Genomic DNA, 12,421 nt, shown 5'->3' on the forward strand with positions numbered 1-12,421 from the left:
GAGGGTGACGCAGTGATTCCGCGGGCCGGTTCCCCGCCCGCGGACGTGTCGTACGGCACTGCCCGCGAGGGCCCCCGATCCGCTACCTTGAACGCGTTCAGTTGCTTTGTTGCGGGCGTTACGGGTGTTACGGGACTTGCGGACGGGGGACGACCATGGAAACCAGGGCACGGACCGGCAGGGGTGCGCACGAGGGCGCCGTGGACCCCAGGTCGGAACGGGTCCATCCCTGGCAGCTCGCGCTCGTGGTGACCGCCGTGGTGGCCCCCGTGCCGCCCGGGTTCGGTTTCAGCCGCCACACCGAAGGCTTCGGCTTTCCCGTGACCTTCGCGCTGACGGCAGCCCTGGTCGCGCTGCCGCTGTTCTTCCACCGCCGCCCGGCCTCCTTCGTCCGCGCCTCGGCAACCGTGGGGACCGTGCTCGTACCGTGGTCCGTCATCGGGTCCCTGGGCGGGCTGGGGGTCTTCTTCCTCTCGATCCCGCTGCTGTGGCTGGCCGCCGCGGCCGACCCCCGCCGCAGGCCGGCGGCGGGGCCCGCCCTGGCCGCGGCCGGGGCCCTGCTGGCGGTGGCTATGGTTGCCGTGCCCGGGTTCTGGTGGCGCCGCTGACCCGGGTCCCGCCCGGCCATCACCTCCCCGCCACCCCGCCGCCCGATCGCCCGATCGCCCGGCCACAGCACTAGCCGCGGCCGCCGGACGTCCGCTCCCAGGCCTCGGCGAACATCTCGTGCAAGGGTGCCGTCGGCAGCACCCGGCCGAAGGGGGCGTGGATCTGGTTGCGCCACAGCGGGCGCACCAGGTGGCTCGCCAGCTTCGCGGTCTCCAGCGGCAGGTGCGGGGCCTTGAGCTCGGTCCACTCCCCGGGCAGGAACACGGTCCGGCCCGCCCGCGCCCGTTTGGCCTCCACCACCGCGCCGGTGGCGAGGAGTTCCGCCCGGACCTGCGTGTGCCGCTTGGGCGACCAGCCGTTCCACCGCCGCACGGCGCGGTCCGTGGGCGCGGCCAGCGTCGCCAGCTGGAGGTACAGCGCCGCCGCGTCCGCGCCCACCCCGAGCTCCTGGGCCACCCGCGTGACCAGCTCGGGGCAGGACTGCCGCGGATCCGCCTCGTAGGCGCCGTCCGGCAGCGCCCCCGAGCGGGCCCGGCGCATCATCCGGTCCAGGCCGCCGCCGGCCAGCAGCGGCGCCACCCGGTCCAGCTCCTCGGCGAGGTCGGTGACCTCGCGGACCCGCCGCCACGCCTCGGCGTCGGTGACCGCCGCGGGCCGCAGGAAGGAGGCACCGCCGGGCGAGCACACGACGAGCGGTCCGGTGTCGTACGCGGCCACCGGAACCAGACCTTCCTCCTTGCGGCGCCCCCTCTCCACCGGCAGCCGCCCGGGCCCGAACCGCTCGGCGATCCGCGCCGGGGTGTCCTGGACCCGCCCGCCGGGCAGCGCCAGCAGCAGTTCCGGACGCTCCAGTTCGGCCCGCAGCCGCTCGTACAGGGCCATCGCCCCGGCCACCGCGGGATCGCCGGCGGGCCGGTCCGTCCACGCCCACACCAGCGCGCTCGCGATCTCCCCGAGCGGGAGGCCCACCGGGGTGCGGTGAGGCAGCTCGGGCCCGGCCGGGGGCACGGCCCGGACCTCCACCCCGAGGCCGTACGGGGTCGCCGCCAGCTCCCAGCCGGCCGCCTCCACGGTCGCGTCGGCGGCGGCCCCGTACCCACCCGCCAGGCGCCGGGCCCACACCTCGCCGAGCCCCAGGTCGGCCTCCAGGGCGTCGGCCGCCTCGTCGTGCACGGCGGGCAGGGCCCCGACCCTCTCCCGCCACACCGCAGCCATCCGCTCCGCGGCCGCCTCGACCCCGCCCGGCCGCCACAGCTCGACCGGGTCCTCGGGCAGGGCCGCGGCCAGCACGGCCCGCCGCCCGGCGCCTCCGAGCCGCGCGCGCAGCCCCTCGTACGACTCGGCCGTCATCGGGCTCGCCCTGTACGGGGCCCTGCGCGCCAGGGCGCGGTCCTCGTCCCGGTCGGACCGGCCGACCAGACCGGCCACCACGAGCCGGGCCACGGCCCGGCGTACGCCCGTCAGTTCGGCGAAGCGCGCGGCCGCCGACTCCGGCACGGGGACCGGCCCGTGCGCGTCGACCGCCGCCACCAGGGCGCGCAGCCGGGCGGCGTCGTCCCGCTCCACCCGGACGAGCCGCGCCTGTGCGTCCGCCGCCGGCACCGGGTCGCCGTCGGGGTCCTCGGCGGCGGGCGCCACGAACCAGCACGGGGACCCTGCGGCCCGCACCGCGGCGGACGCCACGGCGGTCCCGCCCGCACGCAGCGCGTCCAGGGTGGCGGAGTCGGGCGCGCGGCCCACCCACCACCGGCTGCCCGTACGGGCGAACGGCTGGTCCGCCCAGACGTCCAGGAGCGCCAGCAGAGCGGCCCGCTCGGGGTCCGGGGTCGGCGCCACCGCCGCCCGCCATGCCACGGCGTCGATCGCGCCCAGCAGTTGCGACCAGTCGTGCGGCGGCGCGGGCGGTGAGAGCCTGCGCACCTCCTCCACGATCGTGCCGGCCAGGCAGGCCCCGTCGGAGGCCAGCGCGCTCAGCGTCGCCGGCAGGGCCAGCTCCGGGGCCCGCCGCCACGGATCGCGGTCCCCCGCGGAGACCAGCCCGAACAGCGCGGGCATCAGCTCGGTGTCCGGTACGGACCGACGCGGCACGGCCGGCGGCGCCTGCGCGAGCAGCGTGACGCGCCGGTGCAGGGCGCGCCGCCGCTCCTCCACCCGGGCGGCCCGCCGGGCCACCGCCACGACGGCTTCGGCCAGCACCGGTTCGGTGACCTCGGGCAACTCGCGGGCCACGGCCGCACGCAGCTCCCCCGCGCCGTCGAGGGCGGCCGCCAGCAAGGCGTCCGCCGCCGGCCGTCCCACGATGCGCAGCGCCCGTGACCCGGCTGCGTCCCGGGTCCGCAGCAGGTACCAGAAGGCCGGCGGCAGGGCCACGCCCCCCGACACGGTGACCCTCCGCGCCGGCCTCACCCGCGGGTGGCGGGGTGAGTGGTGCCCGTCCAGCTCCCACAGCAGGACGCCGTCGGCGGTGTAGGCGCGCACCCCCGTCCGGGTCTGCGCCTCGGCGAGGACCACGTCCTCCACCGCGCCCTCCGGCGGCGCCCACAGCGCCCACGGCTCCTGTCCCGGCCGGTCGATGTCGAACCGGGCGGTGCGCCCGTCCACGCTCTCCACCAGGTAGTGGTCGGGCGCGTGGTCGCGGTGCCGGGTGCGGAACAGCACCCGGGTCCCGACCAGCCCGTCCCGGCTGCCCAGCGGAGAGCCGGTCAGACCGGCGGGCAGCGGGGCCAGCTGGAGGGCCTCGGCGGCCAGGGTCATGCCCGCCTCGGACTCCTCCGCGGCCGGGTCGGTACCCGCGGCGCGGCCCGGGAAGTCCGGCAGCGCCGTCGCGCCCCGCCGCTCCCCGGTGACCGGGTCCACCACCTCCCACGGCCGCCTCCCGAACACGGCGTTCGTCCAGATGCGGGAGCCGTCACCGAGCTGCAGCTCGTCGCGGTCGATGCCCTCCGTGCCGCCCGGGCGCAGCACCCGCCCGCCGCCGTGCCGCCCGCCCCCGTCGGCGGTCTCGAACTGGAACCCGTAGGCCCCGTCCAGGCTGCCGCCGAAGGGCACCAACCCACCCAACTCGTCCGGCGTGAACGGCGCTTCGGGGCGGTCGGACCAGACGGCGGTGTCGCAGTGGTAGGGGTTCGGCTTGAGGGTCCAGCTCACCAGGAAGGAACCGCCGACGTGGTGGACGGCGAACATGGTCGCCTCGTCCGGCACCGTGAACCGGCAGGATCCCCGCACCCCGTCCGGGGCGACGGCGACCGCCCGGTCGCGCCCGAACACCGTCAGCACCGGCCAGGTGGAGGTCACCCCGGCCACCCCCGTCACTCCCGGAAGCACCCCGTCGGCGCCCTCGGCGCCCTCGGCGCCGTCCGCCCCGTTGCCCCCGTCCGCCGCCTCGCCCGGTCCGGCGTCCGCGGCGAACTGCGCGTACACCGACTCCAGCGCCGGCCAGGCCAGTTCCTCGGACACACCGGCCGCCAGCGAGCGCCGCAGCGCGCCCGCCGCGCCCGCCCCGGCGAGGGCGTCGGCGATCCCGTCGAGCGCCGCCACCGTCGGCCGGTCCAGCAGGCTCTCCAGCTCGGCCACGGCCTCCTCGGCCCCCGCCATGCCGCCGCCCGCGACCGTGTCGACGAGCTTGCCGACCCGCCCGGCCACCTCGTGGGCGATGCCCTCGTTGCCCGGCAGCAGCGTCACCGCCGACCCGGCCCGGCGTCCGCGCGCCGCGTGCCGGCCCGGCACCAGGTCCGCGTGTACGGTCCCCTCCAGCCGGGGGCCGAACACCGGGTCGGCGGCCAGCGCGGCGAGGTCCCGCCGGGACCGCTCGCCCCAGAAGCGCATCCGGGTCTCCGGGCCCGGGTCGACGACCGCGACCCCGGCCGCCAGGCAGGCGTCCAGCACGTCCGCGTCGAAGCCCGTGCAGTGGTGCCGGGCGGTGTGCACCGTCACCGGGGTGCCCGCCGCCCGCAGCCGCGGCCCCAGCCGGCCCACCAGGTCGAGGAATTCCGCCGGCAGCGGCTGCCGCGCGACACCGCCGCCGGACTGGGCCGCGTACTGGTACATGCGGACGAAGTTCCCGACCCAGTGGTGCAGTCCGTCCTCCGGCACAACGCGTCCGGCCTCCATCGCCTCCGTCGCGCCGCAACCGATCAGCATCCGCAGCCACGCCCCGCCGTCGGTGACCCCGTCCGGGAAGACCTCCACCAGCCCGGCGGCGACCGTGTCCGCCGGCGGATGGGCCGTCAGGAGCGGGCCCGCGGCGGCCAGCAGCGCGTCCGGCACCGACTTCTTCCGGGTGACCGCCAGGATCGCGCCCACCAGCCGCGCGGCTTCCTCGTCCCCGTGCCCGGCCGCCTTGGCGGAGGCCCGTACCCGGCGCACCAGGTCCGCCGGCAGGTCCGCGGGCGAGCCCGCCCACGCGGTCAGGAACGCCTCAAGGGCCGTGTGCGCCGCGGCCGGCTCCAGCGTGTCGGCGAGGAACCGCTGGTGGGCCCCGAACTCCTTGGCCGGCATGGCCCCGCCCCTGGCGAACAGCAGCGCGTTGGCCCGGCGGTAGCCCGGATCCACCGGCAGGCCGTGCTGGGCCTCGGCCGCCCGCGCGGCGGCGTAGGCCCGCCCGCCCGGCCGGCTCCCGTAGCCGATCAGCCGGTGGCCCACGGTGTCCCAGAACCAGGGCAGGTGCTCCGGCGGCAGCCGTCGCGCCCGCGCCGCCATCGTGTCGACGAACCGGCCGGGCTTGGTCCAGGACCGGCCCAGTTCGGAGCGCATGTCCTCGATCACGGCACGCGCGCTGCCGGCCTCGTCCGGGTCGTGGGCGGCGACCCAGTCGGCGTAGGTGGTCGAGGTGTGCGGACCGGTGGTGGGCAGCAGGGCGTCGAGCGAGGCGATCATGTCCTGGATCGTCGCACGCCCCACCGACACCGCCCCCGGGGGAGCGGGTCGTCGGGCCCGGCCCGGGCGGGAGGACCCGGGGGGCTAGAGCGCGGGTTCCGGTACGCCGGTCAGCCGGGGGTCGGAGAAGAAGGCGCCGGGCGTGGTCAGTCCGGCGTTCACGCGGGCGAACCCGTCCATGGTGTCCTGGTGTTCCGCCACCCGCGCGAGGACCTGCTGCATCTGCGGCGGTGGCGGGTCCAGGGTCGCCAGTTCGGTCGTGAACTCGTAGAGCTGCATGACCCGGGCGTCCCTGGCCTGCTGGTAGTCCCGCATGGCCGCCTCGAAGGTGCGCCGGCCGGTGAAGGTCGCGTCCAGGGCCTCCACGCACAGTTCGGCGCCCAGGAAGGCGTCCTGGATGCCCTGCGCGGTCATGAAGTCCTTCAGGTAGCCGGCGTCCCCCACGAGCGCCCAGCCGGGTCCGTAGGGGACCCGGAAGTAGTTGGGCACCGCGGTGCCCACGAGCCGGGCGGTACGGGTGGCGGAGGCGGCCCGTTCGGCGAAGGACGGGGCGCGGGCGATCGTGGCGAGGTAACCGCCCTCGATGTCGGCCCGGTTCGCCGCGAAGTCCCGCATCGGGAGCCCGCAGATCACCACGGTGAGGCCGTCGTTGGTGGGCCAGGCGGCGAAAGCCCGGTCCTCGCGCATGTAGGCCTCGAAACGGCCGTGCATCGGGAGGTCCGCCCAGTAGGTGTAGTAGCTGCACTGGAGCTTGGGCTTCTCCGCGTACCGGGCGGGGCGGACCCTCTTCGCCACGGACGAGTGCGCGCCGTCCGCGCCGATGACCACCCGGGCGTACGCCTCGACGGTGCGGCCGTCGCCGCCGTGGCCCCTGATACCGGTGACCGCGTCGCCGTCGGTGACCAGGTCCTCGACGGTGAACCGTTCGCGCACCTCCGCGCCGGCCCGCACGGCCGCGTCGACGAGGATCTTGTCCAGGACGGTGCGGCGGGGCGCGTAGGCCCCGGAAAGGCCCTCCCCGGCCGGCGAACCGCTGATGGCGAAGGGGCCGAGGTCGAAGGAGTACGTGGTGATCGGCGGGCAGCCGGTGGCCACGACCTGGTCCAGGAGCCCCCACCGCCGCAGGGCGGCCAGGCCGGGCGGGTGGACGAGGTGGGTGGAGAGGGTGTCGGCCGGGAAGGACTCCCGGTCCACGGCCAGCACCCGGTAGCCCTTGCGGGCGAGCAGCATCGCCGTCGGCGCCCCGGCGCAGCGGGCGCCCACGATCACAGCGTCGTAGATCTTGCCGGTCATGACGTCACCTGCCTGGCGGCCGGGGATGCGGGCGGGGTGCCGGATCTCCCGGACGTCTCCGGAACCGACGTTAGGAGCCGGGCGGGGACCCGCGCATCGGGCGTACCACCACACTCGGCGCATGGGTGATTCTGCCCAGCCGCTCACACCAGCCGGTGGGTGTGCGCGTAGGCCGTCGCCGCCGAGCGGGAGGTGACGCCGAGCTTGCCGAAGATGTTGCTCAGGTGCCGGGCGACGGTCTTCTCGCTGAGGCGCAGGTCCTTCGCGACGGCCCGGTTCGACTCACCGGCCGCCACGTGCCGCAGCACCTCCAGCTCCCGGGCGGTGAGGAGCCCGGCCGTGTGCCCGGCCGCCCTGCGGGCGAGTCCTTCGGTGCGCAGGACGTCGGGGGCGGCGCCCAGCTCCCGGAAGGCGTCGGTGGCCGCGCCGAACTCCAGCCGTGCGGTCACCTCGTCGCCCGCCTCCCGGCAGGCCAGCCCGATCAGCAGCCGGGCCCGGGCGGCCTCGTACGGCATGCCCAGCGCCCGGAAGGCCGCCGCTGCGGGCGCGAGCACGGCCTGGGCGCGGCCGCTCTCCCGCTGCGCCAGCAGCACCGCGCCCTCCGCGTGCCCGGCCAGGGCGGACAGCAGCGGACCGGGAAGGGCCCCGGCTGCCGCGCGCAGCTCGGACGCCGCGGCCCGGGCCTGCTCGGTCCGGCCTGCCGCGAGCATGATCTCCACGTACGCGGGCAGGAGCCTGCACCGGCTCTGGGCGTCCTCGCCCAGGGCGTCCAGCGCCGTCCCCACGGCCCGCTCGGCGGCGCCGGTCTCCCCGGTGGCCAGGAGGAGCAGCGCCAGGCCGGGCTCCGCGGGGTGTCCGAGCCGCCCGGCTTCGAGGTAGGCGCGCTCGGCGGCGGCGTACTCGCCGCGCAGCCGGTGGACTTCGCCGATCTGGTAGAAGGCGGCGTCGGGAGACTGGAGGGCGGGCTGGGCGAGCAGCCACCGGCACGCGTGTTCGGCCTCGTCGAGCGCCGCGTTCCAGTCGCCGTTCAGGCGCAGTATCTCGACCCGGTGGATCATGCACACGCCGCGGTACGGCACCACCTCCTGCTGGTCGGCGCACCAGGCGGAGAGCCGCTCGGTCCATTCCCGTGCCCGCCGCAGGTCGAAGATCTCGTGGCAGGCGGAGATCACCGCGCAGTACGCGAGTCCGGTGATCACCGGTGACACCTCACCGGCGGTGACGGCGACCATGGCTTCGTCCAGGAGCCGGACCCCCTCGGCGGGCCGGCCCAGCCGGACCAGGCTCTCGCCCACGCCGACCAGGGCGAAGCCGGCCAGCTCGGGGTCCTGGAAGCGGGTGGCGTACTCCAGGACGCGCTCGCACGTCGTCCGCGCCGTCTCGGCCTCGTCCGCGAGGCTGGCCCGCAGGCCCTCTACGGCGAGCAGATAGCCCTCCTCCACCTGGCCGGGTGCCTCTGCGGCCAGCAGCCGCCGGGCCCGGGCGACCCAGCCGGTGCTGCGGGCCCACTGGCCGCCGAGTACCAGTCCGATCGCGAGCCAGAACACGCAGCGCACGGCCCGGGGCACCTCGCCCCGGCTGAGCCACGCGTGGTGGGCACGGGTCCAGGCGTCCTCGCTCTCCTGGCCGTGGCCGGTCATGTGCGCGGCGAGAGCCAGCCGTTCCAGGTCCTCCGGCTCCAGGGAGGTGCCGGGACCGGACTCCGTGAGCAGGGCGTAGGCGTCCACCCACTCTCCGCGCGCAACGGCCTCCCGGGCCGAGCGCTGCCGCGCGACCTGGTCCATGAGCCCAGTCTGGCAGCCCGGAGCCGCGCGGTCCTTCGGAGCGGGTACGTCGGAGCGGGTACGGGGGGCCAGACGCCGGGTGCCGGGGGGTGCCGGGTACCGGGGAGCTCTACGTCCGGCGCGGCGGGTACGTGGACCTGCCGAGCAGGTTCACGGACCACGCCGGCTCCTTCCGGGCCAACCGGAGCGGAGCCTTCATCGACTGGGCCGACGGCACGGAATGCCGCCCGGTCCGGGCCGGTGACTACGCCGGCAACTACGCGAGCCGCTTCGGCTCGAAGATCGACGCGGTGGGCAACACCTGCTGATGCCGCGCGCCCCGGGGGCACGCGCGGCCCGCGTCAGCGGGTGCGGCGAGGGCCCCCGCGGTGGGGGCGGCGCCGGGCCACCGCTTCGGGTGCCGCCTCGGGCGAGGAGAAACCTCCGGGGACGGCCACGCGCGCCGGGGCGGTCGCGGCGGGGACGGCCGAGGCCGGGTCGGCCGCGGGTACGGGCGCGGCCGCGGCCGCGGAGCCCGCCGGACGCCTGGCACTGCCGAGGATGGAGGTGTGGGAGATCAGCGGAGCGCAGGCCTGGCAGATCTCGGCGAGGGTCCACACCTGTCCCACGGCGGGGTTGTGGATGAGGACGAGCAGCGGGGCGCCGGTGCAGGCGGTCCTGCTGTTCTCGTGGTACGCGCATTCCGCGGCCCGGCAGGCGCAGTCTGCCTGGGGGCGGACGGTGGCGAGCCGGGCGTGCGCCCGGGCGTGCTCCGCGGCGAACCGCCGCATGGCCGCGGTGTCCTTGGAGCGGGGCGGCATGCGGCAGGCCTCGGTGCTGCAGGTGACGGAGACGGTGTGGTCTCCGTAGCCGGTGAGGCGGACGGTCCAGGTCCGTCCGGCGACACGGGAGCCGGGAATCATGGTCAAGGGGGTGCCGTCCGTTCACGTTTGCGGTGGTGTGCCCACTGTTCGGCGGTTTCGCGCGTGGGGACCGTCGGTCTCACACGACCCCGGTCTGTCTGGCACGGGCGCGTGTTGACGGCCGGGGCTCGAAGGTGAACGTCGCGCCGAGGGGCGGACACGCGGTGACCGAACACGGCCTACTGCCTTTTTCGCACGTGGCGGGTCGGCTGTCAACGGCGCCGGACGGCCGGGGCCCGGGACGGCGGCTGACGGGCCGTCCGTAAACCGTCACAGGGGTGAAGACGTTCCCATCATGACAGGTCAGACGGCGTTTTTGTAGGACGGACAGCACAGCCGAATGACCTTGTTTGGACCCCTGTGCGGCTTTCAGAATCACCGTCATGACTCACACGACGAACATCAACCACCACGCGGTCCTGCGAGCCCGGGTGGCCCTCCTCGGATCAGAGGCACTGCCGGTCCGGGACCAGGTCGCCGCCTACCGCGTCCTCGTCCAGGTGAGCCCGTTGGCGTACCTGCCCCTGCTGGCGGTCGCGCTGTACGAATACAGCAACGGGGAGTTCGCCCACCGCCCCGAGACGACCCTGGCCCTGCGGGCCGAGTCCGTCGCCGCCGCACGCCGCATGCACGCGATGGAGTCCGGGCGGACGCAGCTGCTGCGCGCGGTGCTGTTCCGCTACCGGGAGCAGCTGGACCTCATGGGCCGGCGCGACGAACTCGCCGCCGCGGACGAGGAGATCGCCGCGCTGCAGGCCGGCGCGCCGGCGCGGGAGCGGTTCGAGCCGCGCGCCGCGGCCGTCCTGCCCCCCGGTGAACTCGGGCGGTCAGTCCTCGAACAGATACTCAAGGACCGGGATGCACGGTGACAGCAACGGTTCGGCGTACTCGGTCACGAACCCCGCGGACCGGCCTGAGCACCCGGACCTCGTTGCCGTGAGCGCGGTCCTCGTCGTCGCGGAGGTGGAGGAGCCCGTAGGGGCCGGGATCCAGCCGTAGTACTCGCACATGGCGGGGGTCCAGGGGTGTCCTGCTCGATCACGCCCGGACCGGGCCTGATCGGCAGGGCACCCCTGGCCGCACCCGGTCGCTGTGACTCCGCACACCCTCCCTTGACCGGGAAGGAAGGCTTACCTAAGTTCGCTGTCATGAGCCCGCACCACCTCACACCCCCCACCGGCCCGGACGACGCGGCCGGTCCCGACCTGGTGGAGTTCGCCGTCGACCTCACCTCGCACGCCTCGGCCCCGACTGGGACCCGGTCGAGGTGCTGCGCGGCGAGGAGACGGCGTACGAGCTGCTGTACTCCGGTCTCGACGAGGAGCAGCAGCGCGTCTACGAGGACCTGGTCGCCGCCGGTGTGCTCCCCGGGCGCGGTGGCGGCCATGCTGCCGCTTGACCCGCAGGCGGATCCCGGGCGCCGCGCCTGGGTGCCCTGCCCGAACTGCGACGACACCCGCGAGTGCACGCCGTGCGGGGACGGCCGGACCTGCTCCCGGCACTGGCGGTACATGCTCTCCAACCACGGCAGCCTGCTCCACCTGCAGTGCCCCGGCTGCACCCACATCTGGGCGCACGAGACCGGCTTCGGCGCCACCCGCTCCCTGTGGAACCGCATCACCACCGGCCTGCCGCGCCTCTGAGCCGTCCCGGCCCGGGTTACCGTCGGCGACATGGACGGTGATCGCCGAGGGTGGCTGCTGTGTCTGCTCAGCGGGGCGGTCTTCGCCGTGTGCATGGCCGGCACCACGCTGCCGACCCCTCTCTACGGCCTCTACCAGGAGAAGTTCGGGTTCTCCGAGCTGATGGTGACCGTCGTGTACGCCGTGTACGCCTTCGGGGTCATCGGCGTGCTGCTGCTGGCGGGCAACGCCTCGGACGCCGTGGGCCGGCGGCCGGTGCTCCTCGCGGGCCTGGGCTTCGCCGCCGTGAGCGCCGTCTGCTTCCTGTGCGCCACCGGGCTCGGCTGGCTCTACGCGGGGCGGCTGCTGTCGGGGCTGTCCGCCGGCCTGTTCACCGGCGCGGCCACGGCCTACGTGATGGAGCTGGCCCCGCCCGGCGGCACCTCCCGGGCCACCTTCGTGGCGACGGCCGCCAACATGGGCGGGCTGGGCTGCGGTCCGCTGCTCGCCGGGATCCTCGCGCAGTACGCCGCCTGGCCGCTGTACCTGCCGTTCCTCGTGCACCTCGTCCTGGTGGCAGCCTCGGCAGTGGTGCTGTCGCGGCTTCCGGAGACCGTACGGGAGCTGCGGCCGCTGAGCACCGTACGGCCCCAGCGGCCCGGCCTGCCCGCGCAGGTCAGGACGGTGTTCGGGCCCGCGGCGATCGCCTCGTTCGTGGGCTTCGCGCTGTTCGGGGTGTTCACCTCGGTCAGCCCGGCCTTCCTCGCGCAATCGCTGGGCGTGCACGACCGGGCGGTGAGCGGGCTGGTGGTCGCGCTGGCCTTCTTCGCCTCGACGGCCGGGCAGCTGGCGGTCGGCCGGGTCGGGGTCGGGCGGTCGCTGCCGCTGGGCTGCGCCGGGCTCCTGGCCGGTCTGGCGCTGCTCGCGGGCGCGCTGCGGTGGGACCTGCTCGCGCTGGTGGTGCTGAGCGCGGTCGTCGGCGGGGTCGGTCAGGGCCTCGCCTTCCGCGGGGCGCTGTCGGCGGTGGCCGGAGCCTCCCCCGCCGACCGGCGCGCGGCGGTGATCTCCACGCTGTTCGTCGTGGCGTACGCGGGCATCTCGGTGCCGGTGATCGGTGTGGGGGTGCTGGCGGGCCCGATGGGCCTGGAGGGTGCGGGTCTGGTGTTCATCGCGTGCATGGCCGTCCTGGTCTCGACCGCGGGCGTCTACCTGCTCCGGCGGCCGGTCCCGGCGGGGAACTGACCCGGTGCGCCCCGGGCTCCCGGGGCGCACCGGGGGGCCGGATCTGCCACGATCCCTCCCGGTATGATCACCGGGCCGGTTCCCGGGCGGGACC

10 protein-coding genes and 1 pseudogene are annotated in these 12,421 nt (G+C 75.8%); 6 read left to right on the forward strand and 5 right to left on the reverse strand.

All coding sequences use genetic code 11. From position 1 onward, the window contains the following. Positions 1-155 precede the first annotated feature (155 nt). Positions 156-608: a hypothetical protein gene (locus tag AB0D94_RS10800; RefSeq protein ID WP_362048898.1), complete on the forward strand. Its 453-nt coding sequence runs from the start codon at positions 156-158 to the stop codon at positions 606-608. 70 nt (positions 609-678) lie between these two features. Here AB0D94_RS10800 and AB0D94_RS10805 read toward each other — a convergent pair whose 3' ends face one another. The 3 genes from AB0D94_RS10805 to AB0D94_RS10815 form a co-directional block, all read right to left on the reverse strand. Then, positions 679-5,484, reverse strand: coding sequence for a hypothetical protein (locus AB0D94_RS10805; protein ID WP_362048901.1), 4,806 nt, complete (start codon positions 5,482-5,484; stop codon positions 679-681). Between the two features lie 84 nt (positions 5,485-5,568). Then, positions 5,569-6,777 carry an NAD(P)/FAD-dependent oxidoreductase gene (locus AB0D94_RS10810; RefSeq protein ID WP_362048904.1) on the reverse strand — a complete coding sequence of 403 codons (1,209 nt, stop codon included), beginning with the start codon at positions 6,775-6,777 and terminating at the stop codon, positions 5,569-5,571. 143 nt (positions 6,778-6,920) lie between these two features. Further along, entirely contained in the window at positions 6,921-8,561 is a 1,641-nt protein-coding gene (locus tag AB0D94_RS10815) for a LuxR C-terminal-related transcriptional regulator (RefSeq protein ID WP_362048907.1), read from the reverse strand. 89 nt (positions 8,562-8,650) lie between these two features. On the opposite strand from AB0D94_RS10815, the gene AB0D94_RS10820 reads away from it, so the two are divergent. Continuing rightward, positions 8,651-8,869 (forward strand): hypothetical protein, encoded by a 219-nt coding sequence (locus AB0D94_RS10820; protein WP_362048910.1) that lies wholly within the window; start codon positions 8,651-8,653, stop codon positions 8,867-8,869. Between the two features lie 33 nt (positions 8,870-8,902). On the opposite strand, the gene AB0D94_RS10825 is transcribed toward AB0D94_RS10820, so the two are convergent. Next, positions 8,903-9,463 (reverse strand): hypothetical protein, encoded by a 561-nt coding sequence (locus tag AB0D94_RS10825; protein ID WP_362049109.1) that lies wholly within the window; start codon positions 9,461-9,463, stop codon positions 8,903-8,905. 383 nt (positions 9,464-9,846) lie between these two features. Between AB0D94_RS10825 and AB0D94_RS10830 the strand changes: the two genes are divergently transcribed. Continuing rightward, positions 9,847-10,332 (forward strand): hypothetical protein, encoded by a 486-nt coding sequence (locus AB0D94_RS10830; RefSeq protein ID WP_362048913.1) that lies wholly within the window; start codon positions 9,847-9,849, stop codon positions 10,330-10,332. Here the strand turns inward: AB0D94_RS10830 and AB0D94_RS10835 are convergent. Then, on the reverse strand, positions 10,310-10,471 hold the full coding sequence (locus AB0D94_RS10835; protein WP_362048916.1) for an Imm7 family immunity protein: 162 nt from the start codon (positions 10,469-10,471) through the stop codon (positions 10,310-10,312). The two genes, AB0D94_RS10830 and AB0D94_RS10835, sit on opposite strands and share 23 nt — an antisense overlap. A 226-nt stretch (positions 10,472-10,697) precedes the next feature. Here AB0D94_RS10835 and AB0D94_RS10840 point away from each other — a divergent pair. The 3 genes and pseudogenes from AB0D94_RS10840 to AB0D94_RS10850 all read left to right on the forward strand — a co-directional run. Then, positions 10,698-10,862: pseudogene (locus tag AB0D94_RS10840) on the forward strand (DUF6400 family protein); the annotation flags it as partial. After that, positions 10,849-11,106, forward strand: coding sequence for a hypothetical protein (locus AB0D94_RS10845; protein WP_362048919.1), 258 nt, complete (start codon positions 10,849-10,851; stop codon positions 11,104-11,106). The pseudogene AB0D94_RS10840 and the gene AB0D94_RS10845, both read left to right, overlap by 14 nt. 30 nt (positions 11,107-11,136) lie before the next feature. After that, positions 11,137-12,327, forward strand: coding sequence for an MFS transporter (locus tag AB0D94_RS10850; RefSeq protein WP_362048922.1), 1,191 nt, complete (start codon positions 11,137-11,139; stop codon positions 12,325-12,327). The last annotated feature ends 94 nt before the right edge of the window (positions 12,328-12,421 follow it).

Origin of the sequence: Streptomyces sp. NPDC048255, from assembly GCF_040652415.1 — a bacterium.
GTDB lineage: Bacteria > Actinomycetota > Actinomycetes > Streptomycetales > Streptomycetaceae > Streptomyces.

What these genes read in the sequence shown, in the direction of transcription:
- AB0D94_RS10850 (WP_362048922.1), top strand. Translation starts at nt 11,137, where the DNA reads ATGGACGGTGATCGCCGAGGGTGGCTGCTGTGTCTGCTCAGCGGGGCG.
- AB0D94_RS10825 (WP_362049109.1), bottom strand. Translation starts at nt 9,463, where the DNA reads ATGATTCCCGGCTCCCGTGTCGCCGGACGGACCTGGACCGTCCGCCTC.
- AB0D94_RS10845 (WP_362048919.1), top strand. Translation starts at nt 10,849, where the DNA reads ATGCTGCCGCTTGACCCGCAGGCGGATCCCGGGCGCCGCGCCTGGGTG.
- AB0D94_RS10830 (WP_362048913.1), top strand. Translation starts at nt 9,847, where the DNA reads ATGACTCACACGACGAACATCAACCACCACGCGGTCCTGCGAGCCCGG.
- AB0D94_RS10805 (WP_362048901.1), bottom strand. Translation starts at nt 5,484, where the DNA reads ATGATCGCCTCGCTCGACGCCCTGCTGCCCACCACCGGTCCGCACACC.
- AB0D94_RS10800 (WP_362048898.1), top strand. Translation starts at nt 156, where the DNA reads ATGGAAACCAGGGCACGGACCGGCAGGGGTGCGCACGAGGGCGCCGTG.
- AB0D94_RS10810 (WP_362048904.1), bottom strand. Translation starts at nt 6,777, where the DNA reads ATGACCGGCAAGATCTACGACGCTGTGATCGTGGGCGCCCGCTGCGCC.
- AB0D94_RS10815 (WP_362048907.1), bottom strand. Translation starts at nt 8,561, where the DNA reads ATGGACCAGGTCGCGCGGCAGCGCTCGGCCCGGGAGGCCGTTGCGCGC.